The sequence below is a fragment of the Pseudomonas sp. A-R-19 genome, from assembly GCF_019956575.1.
GTDB lineage: Bacteria > Pseudomonadota > Gammaproteobacteria > Pseudomonadales > Pseudomonadaceae > Aquipseudomonas.
Genome location: NZ_JAHBDR010000074.1, coordinates 1 through 15102, shown reverse-complemented (window position 1 = coordinate 15102; position 15102 = coordinate 1). Strand labels below are relative to the sequence as shown.

Sequence of the window (15102 nt, the reverse complement as noted above, 5' to 3'; positions counted from 1 at the left end):
GCTCCAGACCGGTGTCACAAACACCGGTCTTTCGCGGCGACTGTACCAGCAGTCGCCGTTTTTTTTGTGCGGTCGATTCAGAGGTCTTTCGGGCCTGCGACAGGTTTTGCTGAGGATTGTTTTTGCCCACGCCAACTCGCCGGCGGACTATCGCCTGCTGAAGGTCGGGGAGACGGTGTTCCTCGTCGTGCTGGGGCTGATGTTGCTGTGCTGGGGCCTCTGATCGGAGGTTGATGCCTGACCTGTGGGAGCGAGCTTGCTCGCGATAGCGGTTTCACATTCAACACACATGGCGGCTGACACTCCGCCATCGCGAGCAAGCTCGCTCCCACTTTTGTGCGGTCGATTCAGAGGTCCTTCGGGCCTGCGACAGGTTTTGCCGTGGATTGTTTTTGCGCACGCCATGAAGCCGGCGGCATTCCAAACTGACTGATAAACCACCGCGTAAACGAACTCGCCATCGAATAACCCAGCATGTCGGCAATCCGACTCAACGAGTAGTTCGGATTGTCCAGATAACGCAGCACCAGGTCGCGACGCACATCGTTGATCACGTCGTTGAACGCACAGCCGTCGTCCTTGAGGCGGCGTTGCAGGGTGCGCACGTTCATGCCCTGGCTCTGGGCGACCTGTTCGATGGTGGCGCGGCCCATGGGCAGGAGCAGGTAGATGGCCTTGCGCACTTCGAACAGCATCGAGGTGCCTTCGTGGCTTTGCAGTGAGTCGAGGTAGCTTTGGGCATAGCGCGCCATGGCCGGGTCGGCATTGGGGTTGGTCATGTCGAGGCTGGCGTCGGAGCAGACGATGCCGTTGAACTCGCTGCCGAACTCCAGTTTGCAGCCGAACAGACGCCGGTGCAGGTGCAGGTTGTCCGGTGCCTGGTGCATGAAGTTGACGCTGTAGGGGTGCCAGTGTGAGCCGAGCAGGGCCGCGCAGAGGCGGAACATCACGCCGATGGCCAGCTCCGTGGCCTGGCGGCTGGGCATCGGGGTTTCGGTGACCACCTCTTCGCGGATGATCACCATCTTGCCGGCCTCTTCAATGAATATCGCCAGCGAGTCATTCATCAGGTGCCGGTAATGCACCACCACCTGCAAGGCATCGCGCAGGGTGCGCTGGTGGCTGAGCAGCAGGCTGACCACGCCGAAGTCCGAGAGCTGGCGCGACTCGGCCATGCTCAGGCCGAAAGTCTGGCAGCCGCTGGCGACGGCCGAGTCTTCCAGCAAGCGGACGGCGGCATCGATCTGGATACGGTGTTCAGGGGCTTGCAGTTGGGCCTTGCTCAGGCCGACAGCGGCCAGCACGTCGCGCGGGTTGAAACCCAGGTACTGGGTGACCTCAAGGTAGTTGGTCAAGACGGCGGCGCGAACAAGCTTGGTCATGCAAAGTCTTCCCTGGGCCGATGGTGATTGGCGTGAGCGTGGCGACTATATCCAGCGTATCAACAGTTGAACAGTTGTCATGTCGTTGATGGTTTTCATGCTGTGCGCTCACCCATCCTCTGCGCTGCATGGTGCCATCCGCGTTCATCCGTTGATTACAGTGACCCTGCGCCAACCTGCGGGGTTTTTCGACCAGTGGTCTAGCTGTCCGGATGTCCGACAATTTGTCATCAAAAGAAAAGTGCCTGACGTCCAATGTAAAGCGCTTCGGGTGGGCGAACTTTAATGTCGACCCTACAAAAAGCCCCTGGCGAAAACAGCCAGTCGAGTTATCGAGAAAGCGAAGGTGTTGACCGTGGACAAACTGCAAACTGCCGCCACCGTTCTGATCGTCCCGGGTCTGCGCGAGCACGTGGCCGAACATTGGCAAACCTTGCTGCAAGCCCGGCTGGGCAAAGTGCGTAGCGTCCCGCCACTGGAGACCGACAAGCTCGATTGCATGGCCCGTGTGCGGGCAATTCAACACGAACTCGAACAGATCGAAGGCCCGGTGATTCTGGTGGCCCACAGCGCCGGTGTGCTGATGGTCGCGCACTGGGCAGCGCACTACAGCCGCCCGATCAAGGGCGCTTTATTGGCTGCGCCACCGGACCTCGATGCGGTCTGGCCGGCAAACTATCCATCTTCCGAAACCCTGCGTAACCAGGGCTGGAATCCTCTGCCACAAGGCCCGCTGCCATTTCGCAGCATCGTGGCCGGCAGCACCAACGATCACCTTGCCACGCTGCCTGCGGTCACCCGCATGGCAGAAGGCTGGGGCGCCGAATTGCTCAATCTGGGCGATGTCGGCCACCTAAATCCGGCCGCAGGATTTGGCCACTGGCAGCAAGCCGAAGCACTCATCCTGGAGCTGGACCGCTAGTACAAGGAGCTGGACCGGCAGTACGCCACCGGCATTTGCCCTCATTCCTTAAAACGTAAACCCAAAGAGGTTTGCGTGAGGGCGGCTGCGCTTAAAACAAATACAAAAAGGCGGAGACAACGCAATGCACAACAATAAGAGTCACGGCTTCACCACCGTACGCTACACCTTGCTGGCCTCGGCCATTCTGGCCGTGATCGCGCCGCTGGCCCATGGGGTCGAGATCGACCTGGGTAACCCGGACTGGACCGCGCGCCTGGATAACACCGTCAAGTACAACTACGGCGTGCGCACCGAAAGTGCCGACAAGCGCATGTTGGGGACGCCGAACAATAACGACGGCGATTACAACTTCCGCAAGGCCGGCACCAACATCACCAACCGTATCGACCTGTTGACCGAAATGGACGTGGTCTACAAGAACGCCATGGGCTTTCGTGTCAGCGCCGCCACCTGGTACGACAAGGCCTATGACAACACCGGTTCCAACTCCAACCCGTTCGTCAACGGCAATGGCTCGACGTCGGGCCTGATCGCCAACGACCCGCGCCTGGCTGGGGTCACCCATGACAACGTCGGCAATGGCAGCTCGCACCTGAGCAACTATGCCCAGCGTTACTACAGCGGTCCTTCGGGCGAAATCCTCGATGCCTTCGTGTTCTACAGCACCGAAGTGGGCGAGGAGTCGATGCTCAGCGTCAAGGCCGGTCAGCACAACGTGTTCTGGGGCGAGACCATTCTCAACCCGGTGCACTCGGTCAGCTACGGCCAGTCCGGCCTCGACCTGGCCAAGCTTGCCGCATCGCCTGGCACCGAAGCCAAGGAACTGTTCGTGCCGCGCAACCAGTTGTCGATGTCGTTCACCGTCAATCCGGAATTGACCGTGGGTGCCCAGTACTTCCTCGATTGGGATGCCGCGCGTCTGCCGGAAGCCGGGACCTACTACGGTGGTTCCGACCTGGTCGGCTTTGGTGCGCAATCCTTCCTGCTCGGCAACACCAACGCCGTGGTGCCTGGCAGCCCGCTGGGTTGTGGCCTGGCGCCGTGCAACGCGTTGACCAACGTGCGTCGTGGCCATGACCTGACTCCGGGCAGCAGCGGCGACTGGGGCGTCATGGCCAAGTGGTCGCCGGCCTGGCTGGATGGCACCCTCGGCGTCTACTACCGCGAAACCTCGGAAATCCTCCCGCAAGCCTGGCTGGATGCCCGGGGCATTACCTCGGCCAACCCCAACGGCACCCGTCCGGCAGGGCAAGTGCCTGCGGTGGTCAACACCCTTAACTCGCTGGATTCCGCCACCTATCAACTGGCCTATGCCGACAACATCAAGATCTTTGGCCTGAGCTTGTCCAAGGACGTGGGCGGGATCAGCGTCGGTTCGGACCTGAACATCCGTCACAACATGCCGCTGGCCAGTATCCCGGCGATCGTCAGCACCAACAGCCCGCTGGGCCTGGGCAAGGGCCTCGGCCTGCTGCCTGCGCGTACCGACGCGACGGGTGTGATCTACGACACCCCGAGCCGTGGCGACAGCATGAGCGCCACTGGTGACACCCTGCACTGGACGCTCAACGGTCTGATGACCCTGCCGAAAACGCCGGTGTTCGATCAGGCGACTGTGCTTGCCGAGCTGTACTACAGCAACCTGCTCAAGCTCGATAGCAAGAACGAAGCACTCTACAAGGGCAAGGACAGCTATCGCGGCATCGACGCGCCGACCCGGGACAACTGGGGCCTGGCAGTCAACTTCACACCGACCTGGTACCAGGTGTTCCCCGGTGTCGACCTCAACGCGCCGATGTCGGTCAACGTCGGTCTCGACGGTGTGTCGCCGGTCTCCGGTGGTGGTGCCAAGGACACCGGCAACTATGCCGTGGGCGTCGGTGCCGTTGTGTACAACAAATACTTTGTCGACCTGAAGTACGTGGACTCCTTCGGCCAGACCGACAAGTGCAACACCAGCGGTGTGAGTACCGGCCCGAAAGGCGGTGACGGCTCTACCCCGAACGCCTTCAGCGGCAACGAAAACTACGCCTGTTACGCCGGCGGCTACTCGTCCTTCTCCGGAGGTGGTGCCACGACCGAGGACCGTGGCGCCGTGTACTTGACGATGAAAACAACATTCTGATTCACCACTGATTTGCTCAATGCAAGCAGGAGAATAACAAGATGAAATTTGTACAAACCGTGTTGGCCGCTTCACTGGCCATGGTCCTTGCCGCTCAGGCACAGGCCGCTGTTTCAACCCAGGAAGCTGCCAAACTGGGCACCAGCCTGACGCAGGTAGGGGCTGAAAAAGCCGGGAACGCTGATGGTTCCATCCCAGCCTATGCCGGTGGCCTGACCACGCCGCCAGCCAGCTTCAAAGCCGGCGACAGCATGCGTCCGGATCCGTTTGCCAGTGAAAAACCGCTGCTGGTGATCGACGGCAAGAACGTCGATCAGTACAAGGGCCTGCTCACGGCAACCACGGTAGAACTGGCCAAGCGCTTCCCGACGTTCCGTGTCGACGTGTTCCCGACGCACCGCACCGTTTCGCTGCCTCAGGCGATTCTGGATAACGGCGTGAAGAACGCCAGCGGCGCCAAGTCCCTGGAAGGTGGCCTGGCCATCGACAACGTGCTGCCGGGCATTCCGTTCCCGATTCCGCAATCGGGCAACGAAGCGATGTGGAACTTCCTGTTGCGCTACCAGGGCGTCAGCATCAGCTCCAAGTACGACTCCTGGAACGTCGACTCGGCCGGCGTGGCGAGCCTGGCGACCACCGGGCAAGCGAACATCTCCTATCCGATCTACGAAAACCTGTCGCAGCCGATCAGCAGCGCCGACGTGTACTACCAGATGAAGCTGGCGTACACCGGCCCTGCGCGCCGCGCCGGTGAGGCGATCATGCTCAAGGACGCCGCCAACCCGTTGCAGCAGCCGCGCCGCGCCTGGCAGTACTTGCCGGGGCAGCGTCGGGTGAAACTGGCGCCGAGCCTGGCCTACGACACGCCAAACCCGGGTACCGCTGGCGCGGGCACTTACGATGACGTGTTCGTGTTCAACGGTGCACTGGACCGCTACGACTGGAAGCTGGTGGGCAAGCAGGAAATGATCGTGCCCTACAACACCTACAAGTTGACCTACGTGCAGGATCCGAAGTCGCTGACCACCGCCAACCACCTGTCACCTGACTTCGTGCGCTGGGAAAAACACCGCGTGTGGGTCGTTGAAGGCAACCTCAAGGCCGGTGCCCGTCACATCTACGCCAAACGCCGCTTCTACCTCGACGAAGACAGCTGGACCGCTTTGGCTTCGGATCAATATGACGCCCGTGGCCAGCTCTATCGCGGTTCCTTCGCCTTCCTGAGCCAGAGCTACGACAAGCAGGTTCCGGATTCGACGCCCTTCATGATCTACGACCTGGTCGGTGGTTCGTACAACATCAACGGCGTGGTCGGCCCTTACGGCGGCATCAAGTACATCGAGCCGCTCTCCAAGGCCCAGTGGTCTTCGGAATCCCTGGCAGGCGCCGGTATTCGCTAAGCCAACCGCATTGTGGGAGCGAGCCTGCTCGCGATGGTCGTGAACGATGACGCGGGGGGTCTGGTTCCCCGCGGTGTTTTTGAGTCCATCGCGAGCAGGCTCGCTCCCACATGGAGTTGCACAGCGCAAGGTGTGGCGCGGTTTTCCGATGAGGACGCAGTATGTGTTCGTATAAAAATAATATTCTGCAGCTGGCGTTTGGCGTTGTGCTCTGCCTGTCGCAGGGCGTCAGCCAAGCGGCCGAATACGTCGATGTGCTGGACCTGCCCACCAGGGTCAGCGCCTTGGCGATCAACAGCCCGTTGTCCGGCATGGCCCGCGCCGGTGAGCGCGTGATCGCCGTCGGCCAGCGTGGCCATATTCTGTTTTCCGATGATTCGGGAAACCACTGGCAACAGGCCGTCGTACCGGCCAGTGCCGACCTCACTGCGGTGAATTTTCCGACCACCACCCAAGGCTGGGCGGTGGGTAATGACGGCGTGGTGCTGCACAGCAGCGACGCCGGCGCGACTTGGCAAAAGCAACTCGACGGTCGTCAGATCGGCGCCTTGCTGGTCAAGCATTACACGGCGCTGGCCAGCGCCGAACCGGGCAACGAGCAATGGCCCCAGTTGGCTATGGAAGGCCAACGACTGGTCGATCAGGGCGCGGACAAACCGCTGCTGGACGTCTGGTTTGCCAACGATAAAACCGGCTATGTGGTCGGCGTGTTCAACCTCATCTTGCGCACCGACGACGGCGGCCAGACCTGGACCCCGTTCCAGGACCGCACCGACAACCCGCAGGGTTTTCACCTCAACGCCATCGCCTCCACCGGCGACGCTTTGTACATCGCCGGTGAGCAGGGCCTGCTGCTCAAGTGGGACGAAAGCGCCCAACGCTTCAATGCCGTGCCGACGCCCTATCAAGGCAGCTTTTTCGGCGTGCTCGGCAAGCCTGGCGAAGTGCTGATCTACGGCCTGCGCGGCAACGTGCTGCGCAGCACCGACGGCGGCCAGAGCTGGACCGCACTGGACAGCGGCCTGCACGTCAGCATCACCGCCGGCCTGATCGATGCCCATGGCAATTATCGCCTGTTCACCCAGGGCGGGCAGATGCTGGTCAGCCAGGGCACTGGCGCGCAGATGCAGTGGGTGCGCAAGCCCGCACGGACTCCGGTGTCCGCTGCCACCCAGTCCGCCGCTGGCGCGTTGGTGGTCGCGGGCAGCCGTGGCGCCCAGACGCTAGCCCTCGAACCCTAAGAGCGAGAACCCAGACATGGGCAATATCAAACAAGACGCCATGCCGGTGATCCGCGATCTGCGGGATTTCGACCACCGCTCCGGCAACCTCCTCGAGCGGCTGGTGTTCAACTACCGCCCGCTGTTCATGCTGCTGATGGCGCTGGCCACCGTGGTGCTGGGCTTCATGGCCGTGACTCGCCTGGAGTTGCGCCCAAGCTTCGAAAAAATGATTCCGCAGAGCCAGCCGTACATCCAGAACTTCCTGGAAAACCGCGCTTCCCTGCGCGGCCTGGGCAACTCGGTGCGGGTGGTGGTCGAGAACACCCAGGGCGATATATTCGATCCCGAATACCTCGACGTACTCAAGCAGGTCAACGACCAACTGTTCCTCACCGAAGGCGTCGACCGCGCGTGGATGAAGTCGCTGTGGAGTCCGGCCGTGCGCTGGACCGAAGTCACCGAGGACGGTTTCCAGGGTGGCCCGGTGATGCCCGACACCTATTCGGGGCAGCCTGAGCAGATCGAACAGCTGCGCCAGAATATTTCCCGCGCCGGCATTGTCGGCAGCCTGGTGGCCAGCGACTTCAAGTCGACCATGCTGATCGTGCCGCTGCTGGACAAAGCCGCCGCTGGTGGTCAACGCATCAACTATCACGCGTTCTCGCAGATGCTCGAAGAGCAGTTGCGCGACAAGATCGAATACGCCGGCGACAGCGCTGCGCGTAAATCCGGGGTAGAAGGCAGCGGCCATTACAAGGTGCGGGTGATCGGCTTCGCCAAACTCATGGGCGACCTGATCGACGGCCTGATCCAGGTGATGATGTTCTTCGGCCTGGCCGTGGTCACTTCGCTGGTGATCATCTACGCCTACACCCGTTGCGTGCGCAGCACCTTGCTGGTGGTCGGCTGCTCGCTGATCGCGGTGGTCTGGCAACTGGGCATCGTCGCCTGGCTCGGCTACGCCATCGATCCGTACTCGGTACTGGTGCCGTTTTTGATCTTTGCCATCGGCGTGTCCCACGCGGCGCAGAAGATGAACGGCATCATGCAGGACATCGCCCGTGGCACCCACAAGCTGATCGCCGCGCGCTACACCTTCCGCCGTCTGTTCATTGCCGGCGTCACCGCGTTGCTCGCCGATGCCGTGGGCTTTGCGGTGCTGATGCTGATCGACATCCCGGTGATCCAGGACCTGGCAATCACCGCCAGCATCGGCGTCGCCGTGCTGATCTTCACCTCGCTGTTGCTGATGCCGGTGGCGCTGTCCTATGTCGGTGTGGGCGCGAAAGCGGCCGAGCGTGCGCTGAAAATCGACAACCGCGCCGAGAAGCACAAAGGCTTCGGCAAGCTGTGGGACGCGCTCGATCGCTTCACCACCGCCAAGTGGGCCACCGGTGCGGTGCTGGTCGCGGTGTTGATGGGCATTGGCGGTTACGTGGTCAGCCTGAACCTGAAGATCGGCGACCTGGAAAGCGGGGCGCCGGAGTTGCGCGCCGACTCGCGCTACAACCGCGACAACGCCTACATCACCCAGCATTACGCGCTGTCCAGCGACCTGTTCGCGGTGATGATCAAGACCGCGCCGGAAGGCTGCCTGAACTACAAGACCCTGGTCCTCGCCGACCGCCTGGCCTGGGAGCTGCAACAGTATCCGGGCGTGCAGGCCACCGCGTCGCTGGTCAACGCGGTACGTCAGATCACCGCCGGCACCTACGAGGGCAACCCCAAGCTCAACAGCATCCAGCGCAACCAGGACGTGCTCAACTACGCCGCGCAACAAGCCTCGGTCAACTCGCCGGAGCTGTTCAACACCGACTGCTCGCTGATGCCGGTGATCACCTTCCTCAAGGATCACAAGGCCGAGACCCTCGACGCGGTAGTGGCGATTGCCGACAAGTTCGCCAAGGAAAACAGCACCCCTGATCGCCAGTTCCTGCTCGCCGCCGGCACCGCCGGGATCGAGGCCGCGACCAACATCGTGGTCCGTGAAGCCAACCGCACCATGCTGCTTTACGTGTACGCGGCGGTGACGCTGTTCTGCCTGATCACCTTCCGCAGTTGGCGCGCCACGCTGGTGGCGCTGTTGCCGCTGGTGCTGACCTCGATCCTCTGCGAAGCCCTGATGGTGGTCATGGGCATCGGCGTGAAAGTCGCGACCCTGCCGGTGATCGCCCTCGGCGTGGGCATCGGCGTCGACTACGCCCTGTACCTGCTCAGCGTGCAACTGCACTTCCAGCGCCAGGGCCTGCCGCTGTCCGAGGCTTACCGCAATGCGGTGTCGTTCACCGGCCGCGTGGTCGGGCTGGTGGGCATCACCCTCGCGGCGGGCGTGGTGTGCTGGGTCTGGTCGCCGATCAAGTTCCAGGCCGACATGGGCATCCTGCTGACCTTCATGTTCCTGTGGAACATGCTCGGCGCGCTGATCCTGATCCCGGCCCTGTCGTACTTCCTGCTACGCGAACGGGCACCCAAGCCTGGTTCTGTTGCGGCAGACGAAAACACTGAATCCACTGAACGTCCGGGCGTGCCACATGCCCTGACCACTTCCGAGTAAGCCAAGATGTCTGATTACAAAGCTCCCCTGCGCGACATGCGCTTCGTACTCAACGAGGTTTTCCAGGTGTCCCGGCTCTGGGCGCAATTGCCCGGCCTGGCCGACGTGATCGATGAAGAAACCGCCGCCGCCATCCTCGAAGAGGCCGGCAAGATCAGCGGCGAAGTGATCGCACCCTTGAACCGCGCCACCGACGAGCAGGGCTGCACCTGGAGCAATGGCTCGGTCAGCGCCCCGGACGGTTTTGCCCAGGCCTATCAAGCCTTCGCCGGCGGCGGTTGGGTGGGTGTCGGCGGTGATCCGCAGTACGGTGGCATGGGCATGCCCAAGGCTATTTCGGCGCAGGTCGAAGAGATGGTCAACTCGGCCAGCCTGTCGTTCGGCCTGTACCCGATGCTGACCGCCGGCGCGTGCCTGTCGATCAAGGCCCACGCCAGCGAAGAACTCAAGCAACGCTTTCTGCCGAACATGTACGCCGGCATCTGGACCGGTTCGATGTGCCTGACCGAAGCCCATGCCGGCACCGACCTGGGCCTGATCCGCACCCGCGCCGAGCCGCAGGCCGACGGCAGCTACAAGGTCACCGGCAGCAAGATCTTCATCACCGGCGGCGAGCACGACCTGACCGAGAACATCATCCATCTGGTACTGGCGCGACTGCCGGATGCACCGGCTGGCCCGAAAGGCATTTCGCTGTTCCTGGTGCCCAAGGTGCTGGTCAACGCCGACGGTTCGCTGGGTGACAACAACGCGCTGTCCTGCGGTTCCATCGAACACAAGATGGGCATCAAGGCGTCAGCCACCTGTGTGATGAACTTCGACGGCGCCACCGGCTGGATCGTCGACGCGCCGAACAAAGGCCTGGCGGCAATGTTCACCATGATGAACTACGAGCGTCTGGGCGTGGGCATCCAGGGCCTGGCGCAAGGCGAGCGTTCGTACCAGAACGCCGTCGCATACGCCCGTGACCGTCTGCAAAGCCGTGCACCGACCGGCGCGCAAAACAAGGACCACTCCGCCGACCCGATCATCGTGCATCCGGACGTGCGCCGCATGCTGTTGACCATGAAGACCTTGAACGAAGGCGGTCGTGCGTTCTCCAGCTACGTCGCGCTGCAACTGGACACCGCCAAGTACAGCGAAGACGAAGTCACCCGCAACCGCGCACAAGAATTGGTGTCCCTGCTGACCCCGGTGGCCAAGGCCTTTCTCACTGACATGGGCCTGGAAACCACCCTTCACGGCCAGATGATCTTCGGCGGCCACGGCTACATCCGCGAATGGGGCCAGGAGCAACTGGTGCGCGACGTGCGCATCACCCAGATCTACGAAGGCACCAACGGCATTCAGTCCCTGGACCTGGCCGGGCGCAAGATCGTCGGCAGCGGCGGGGCGCTCTACCGCCTGTTCGCCTCGGAAATCCGCAACTTCACCGCCAACGCCAGTGCCGAACTCGACGAGTTCAGCAAGCCGCTGAATGCCGCCGTGGACAGCCTCGACGAGCTGACCGCATGGCTGCTGGACCGGGCCCAAAACAACCCGAACGAAATCGGCGCGGCCTCGGTCGAGTACCTGCACGTGTTTGGCTATACCGCGTACGCCTACATGTGGGCGCGCATGGCCAAGGCCGTCATGAGCGGCGATGCCGAGGACGATTTCTACACCAGCAAACTGGCGACCGCGCGCTTCTACTTTGCCCGCTTGCTGCCGCGTATCCACTCGTTGAGCGCATCGGTCAAAGCCGGTAGTGACTGCCTCTACGAGCTGCAAGCCGATCAGTTCTGATCGAAGGACAAGGAACTCCAACCATGCTGAAAACAAAAATAATCCCGCCCGCCGACGGCGCTTATGCCTATCCCTTGCTGATCAAGCAACTGCTGCTGTCCGGCGTGCGCTACGAGCCGGGTCGGGAAATTGTCTACGCCGACAAGCTGCGCTACAGCTACCAGACGCTCAATAAGCGCATCCGCCGCCTGGCCAACGCGCTGACCGCAGCGGGGGTCAAGGCAGGTGACACCGTGGCCCTGCTCGACTGGGACAGCCACCGCTACCTGGAATGCTTCTTTGCCGTGCCGATGATCGGCGCGGTGCTGCACACGGTGAACATTCGCCTGTCGCCGGAGCAGGTGTTGTTCACCATGAACCACGCCGAGGATGACCTGGTGCTGGTGCATGACGATTTCCTGCCCCTGGTCGAGCAGATCCACGGACGGCTGGAAACCGTAAAAGGCTACCTGCAGCTCACCGATGACGAGGCGACCACGACCTCGCTGCCGGTGCTGGGCGAGTACGAGCACCTGTTGTCCCTGGCTCCGGACCAGTACGACTTCCCCGATTTCGACGAGAACTCGGTGGCCACGCTGTTCTACACCACCGGCACCACCGGCGACCCGAAAGGCGTGTACTTCAGCCATCGGCAACTGGTGCTGCACACCCTCAATGCGGTCGGCACCCTGGGCGCCTATCAGGGCCAGCCGCTGCTGCGCTCCGACGACGTGTACATGCCGATCACGCCGATGTTTCACGTGCATGCGTGGGGCGTGCCGTATGTCGCGACCCTGATGGGGCTCAAGCAGGTCTACCCCGGCCGCTACGAGCCCAATAGCCTGGTCAGGCTGTACCGCGAAGAGAAGGTGACCTTCTCCCACTGCGTGCCGACCATTTTGCAGATGATCCTCAACTGTGAAGAAGGCAAGGCGACCCGTTTCGACGGCTGGAAAATGCTCCTCGGCGGCAGCGCGCTGACCCTCGGCGTCGCCAGCGAAGCCAATGCCAAAGGCATGGTGGTACACGCCGGCTACGGCATGTCCGAGACCTGCCCGTTGCTGTGCCTGACGTACCTGCGCGACGAAGACCTCAAGCTATCCGCCGAAGCGCAACTGCCGATCCGCATCAAGACCGGCACGCCGGTGCCGATGGTCGACCTGAAGATCATCGACGCCGACGGCAACGACGTGGCTCATGACGGCGAGTCCCTGGGCGAGATCGTGGTGCGCGCGCCGTGGCTGACCCAGGGCTATCTCAACGCCCCGGACAAAGGCGCGGAGCTGTGGCACAACGGCTGGCTGCACACCGGCGACATGGCCTCGATCGACAAACTCGGCGGCGTGGAAATCAAGGACCGCATCAAGGACGTGATCAAGACCGGCGGCGAGTGGATCAGCTCCCTGGAACTGGAAAGCCTGATCAGCGAACACCCGGGCGTGATGTCCGTCGCCGTCGTCGGCATCGCTGACGAGCAATGGGGCGAGCGGCCGATGGCGATGGTGGTGGGGGAGCCGGGGCATTTCCTCGACCGCAAGATCCTCGAGACGCACCTGCAAGCCTTCGTCGACGGCGGGCGCATCAACAAATGGGCGATCCCCAAGCAGTTCAAGTTCGTTGCCGAAATTCCCAAGACCAGCGTCGGCAAGATCAACAAGAAGCTGATCCGGGAAACGGAAGCGAACTGAGGGGCAACCCAAAAACCTTGTAGGAGCGAGCCTGCTCGCGATGGTCGTTAACGATAACGCGTGTTATCTGGTTAACCACGGCGCTCTCGAGTCCATCGCGAGCAGGCTCGCTCCTACAGGAATCCATCGTCGTCAGGCGGTTTCTGGATAGCCCCATCGGCGTCATCTTTGCCATAGTCCCCGCTAAAGATAACGCCCCATTGGTCGCAGTTTTCAGCACTTGTGCCAAGCTGAACGGGGTATTGAACCGCTGCGCATTCAAATGCCGGTCAGGCAAACCCCAGGAAGCCCATGATATGAACCTCAATCATGCAGCAAACGTCCGCCACGAATTCTACAAAGCCGTCTGGTTCTACTTCAAAGTGGTGTGGCCGATCTTCTCGATCCTGCTGTTAGTGATGGTCGCGTTCGGCCTCATCATCGCCCAACTGGAAGGGTGGAGCCCTGATGACGGGGTCTACTTCGCCTTCGTGACCGGCCTGACCATCGGCTACGGGGAGCTCGTACCCAAACTCGGCGTCTCGCGAGTGCTGGCGGTCCTGCTGGGCTTCAACGGCGTACTGATGACGGCGACATTCGCGGCGATTAGCGTGCGGGCGATTGAAGTGACCGTGACGGCGTCGAGGAAGAAGGAGGTCGAGTAAAGACGTGATGGCTGCGGCCGGCGGGGCTCAATGCGAGTGGCGGTGATGGATGTCGGGAAAGTGCGGGTGACTGTGGACTTCGGTGAGTGTTGGTGCACATGTCTATGGGGCTGCACACCATCCCACTCAAAATCATGTTCATGCTGGTGATGCTCATCATGAACCTGCTTGTGGTCGTGGATTTGCGGTTCGTGTCGATGTTCGTGTGAGATGAATCCACACCCCAAGCCCCATCAAGCCGGCAGCGATCCAGAACACCCAGGTCACGGTTTCACCGAAAAACAGGATGGCTATCGCGGCTCCCAGGAACGGCGCCGTAGAAAAGTACGCCCCGGTCCGCGCCGTACCAAGACCGCGCAACGCCAGGCCATGCCAGCAACACGCCCCCGGCGACAATGGCCCCGATGAACCACGGCCATTCAGGGGCTGTCAGGCCAGTCGGCTGCCGGCGCCGAACAGGGCAGCACATTCAACATCAATGTCGCCTGAACTGACGCCTTCGCGAGCAAGCCCGCTCCCACAGTTATTTCAGCCAGCAGGCTGAGCCGGGATGCCAAGGGGCAGCGAAATGAATTTATAAAAGTGAGCGAAATTTGAAAGAGTAAATATTTTATTGCGTTATAGGCTTCAAATTCAGCTGTCTGTAATGGGGCAGTAACCTGTTCTGCGGCTGCTGTATGTAAATGCCTTGCGTATTTAAAATTACTCTGGAGATAAGTGGCGATGAACGTATCTAGTAGTCATGGCTTAAGGGAGATGTCTTTTGATACTGCCCAAAAAACTGTGCATAAAAGCGATATTAATAAGTTGGCTCGTAGTATAAATACTGTACTGCAAAGCGCCTCGGAAATGGTTGTGGAGCTCAAGAGTCAGAAGCCTTCTGCTGATAAGAAAATAACTAGCATGAGTGATGCTAAAGCTATTCGTCAGACCTTGTCTGATCAGTTGGTAGAGGTCAACGCCTGGAAAGCTCAATTAGGGCGGAGCTCTTATGAGCATGCAAGCTTTAAAGCAGACAGGTTAAACTCAATGGCCAAAAAAATAGACTCGGCTATCGATAATCTGAAGTCCGCTAAAAAAGCCGGTATAGATGGAAATCCATTCCTCGACGGGTTGCGTAAAGTAACAAATCAAGGAGAGGCTAAGGGTCTTAAACTAGATCAAGATCACAAGGGGAAGATTGGATGGGTGTTCGATGAGAACAATGTGAAGCAGTAAAGTAATAAGATCGATATCGAGTGCTTGGTGGTCGCTCCCGTGGCCACCAAGCTCTTCGAAATAGTTAGCCCTGCTGCAAGGGCTGAGCGAATACTAACCAAAAGCGGGTTGAGGGCTTTTCCTCAACCCTAGAATCTCCCACAGTTCCCCTGGTCTAAGCCTCCCAACCCGCCCCACTC

At 61.0% G+C, this 15102-nt stretch carries 10 protein-coding genes and 1 pseudogene; 9 read left to right on the top strand and 2 right to left on the bottom strand.

Annotated features, from left to right (window positions below):
- Positions 1-347 precede the first annotated feature (347 nt).
- Positions 348-1382 (bottom strand): AraC family transcriptional regulator, encoded by a 1035-nt coding sequence (locus KGA88_RS21580; protein WP_110661911.1) that lies wholly within the window; start codon positions 1380-1382, stop codon positions 348-350.
- A gap of 355 nt (positions 1383-1737) precedes the next feature.
- On the opposite strand from KGA88_RS21580, the gene KGA88_RS21575 reads away from it, so the two are divergent.
- From KGA88_RS21575 to KGA88_RS21540, 8 genes are all read left to right on the top strand, one after another.
- A complete protein-coding gene (locus KGA88_RS21575; RefSeq protein ID WP_110661912.1) occupies positions 1738-2304 on the top strand; it encodes an RBBP9/YdeN family alpha/beta hydrolase in 567 nt (188 codons plus the stop codon).
- Positions 2305-2428: 124 nt separating this feature from the next.
- Positions 2429-4432, top strand: coding sequence for a DUF1302 domain-containing protein (locus KGA88_RS21570; RefSeq protein WP_110661913.1), 2004 nt, complete (start codon positions 2429-2431; stop codon positions 4430-4432).
- A 41-nt stretch (positions 4433-4473) separates the two neighbouring features.
- Positions 4474-5832: a DUF1329 domain-containing protein gene (locus KGA88_RS21565; RefSeq protein ID WP_223594189.1), complete on the top strand. Its 1359-nt coding sequence runs from the start codon at positions 4474-4476 to the stop codon at positions 5830-5832.
- A 161-nt stretch (positions 5833-5993) separates the two neighbouring features.
- Positions 5994-7073, top strand: coding sequence for a WD40/YVTN/BNR-like repeat-containing protein (locus tag KGA88_RS21560; protein ID WP_223594188.1), 1080 nt, complete (start codon positions 5994-5996; stop codon positions 7071-7073).
- Positions 7074-7089: 16 nt separating this feature from the next.
- Entirely contained in the window at positions 7090-9609 is a 2520-nt protein-coding gene (locus tag KGA88_RS21555; protein WP_223594186.1) for an efflux RND transporter permease subunit, read from the top strand.
- 6 nt (positions 9610-9615) lie between these two features.
- A complete protein-coding gene (locus KGA88_RS21550) occupies positions 9616-11394 on the top strand; it encodes an acyl-CoA dehydrogenase C-terminal domain-containing protein (protein ID WP_223594185.1) in 1779 nt (592 codons plus the stop codon).
- Between the two features lie 23 nt (positions 11395-11417).
- Positions 11418-13061: a fatty acid--CoA ligase gene (locus tag KGA88_RS21545; RefSeq protein WP_110662223.1), complete on the top strand. Its 1644-nt coding sequence runs from the start codon at positions 11418-11420 to the stop codon at positions 13059-13061.
- Between the two features lie 296 nt (positions 13062-13357).
- Positions 13358-13705 carry a potassium channel family protein gene (locus KGA88_RS21540; protein ID WP_223594184.1) on the top strand — a complete coding sequence of 116 codons (348 nt, stop codon included), beginning with the start codon at positions 13358-13360 and terminating at the stop codon, positions 13703-13705.
- Positions 13706-13732: 27 nt separating this feature from the next.
- Here the strand turns inward: KGA88_RS21540 and KGA88_RS21535 are convergent.
- Positions 13733-14071: pseudogene (locus KGA88_RS21535) on the bottom strand (EamA/RhaT family transporter); the annotation flags it as partial.
- Positions 14072-14428: 357 nt separating this feature from the next.
- On the opposite strand from KGA88_RS21535, the gene KGA88_RS21530 reads away from it, so the two are divergent.
- Positions 14429-14923 (top strand): hypothetical protein, encoded by a 495-nt coding sequence (locus tag KGA88_RS21530; RefSeq protein ID WP_223594183.1) that lies wholly within the window; start codon positions 14429-14431, stop codon positions 14921-14923.
- Positions 14924-15102 lie beyond the last annotated feature (179 nt).

Excerpts from the sequence above, each read along its gene's own strand:
- KGA88_RS21540 (WP_223594184.1), top strand. The coding sequence starts at position 13,358 with ATGAACCTCAATCATGCAGCAAACGTCCGCCACGAATTCTACAAAGCC.
- KGA88_RS21580 (WP_110661911.1), bottom strand. The coding sequence starts at position 1,382 with ATGACCAAGCTTGTTCGCGCCGCCGTCTTGACCAACTACCTTGAGGTC.
- KGA88_RS21545 (WP_110662223.1), top strand. The coding sequence starts at position 11,418 with ATGCTGAAAACAAAAATAATCCCGCCCGCCGACGGCGCTTATGCCTAT.
- KGA88_RS21550 (WP_223594185.1), top strand. The coding sequence starts at position 9,616 with ATGTCTGATTACAAAGCTCCCCTGCGCGACATGCGCTTCGTACTCAAC.
- KGA88_RS21560 (WP_223594188.1), top strand. The coding sequence starts at position 5,994 with ATGTGTTCGTATAAAAATAATATTCTGCAGCTGGCGTTTGGCGTTGTG.
- KGA88_RS21570 (WP_110661913.1), top strand. The coding sequence starts at position 2,429 with ATGCACAACAATAAGAGTCACGGCTTCACCACCGTACGCTACACCTTG.
- KGA88_RS21555 (WP_223594186.1), top strand. The coding sequence starts at position 7,090 with ATGGGCAATATCAAACAAGACGCCATGCCGGTGATCCGCGATCTGCGG.
- KGA88_RS21565 (WP_223594189.1), top strand. The coding sequence starts at position 4,474 with ATGAAATTTGTACAAACCGTGTTGGCCGCTTCACTGGCCATGGTCCTT.
- KGA88_RS21530 (WP_223594183.1), top strand. The coding sequence starts at position 14,429 with ATGAACGTATCTAGTAGTCATGGCTTAAGGGAGATGTCTTTTGATACT.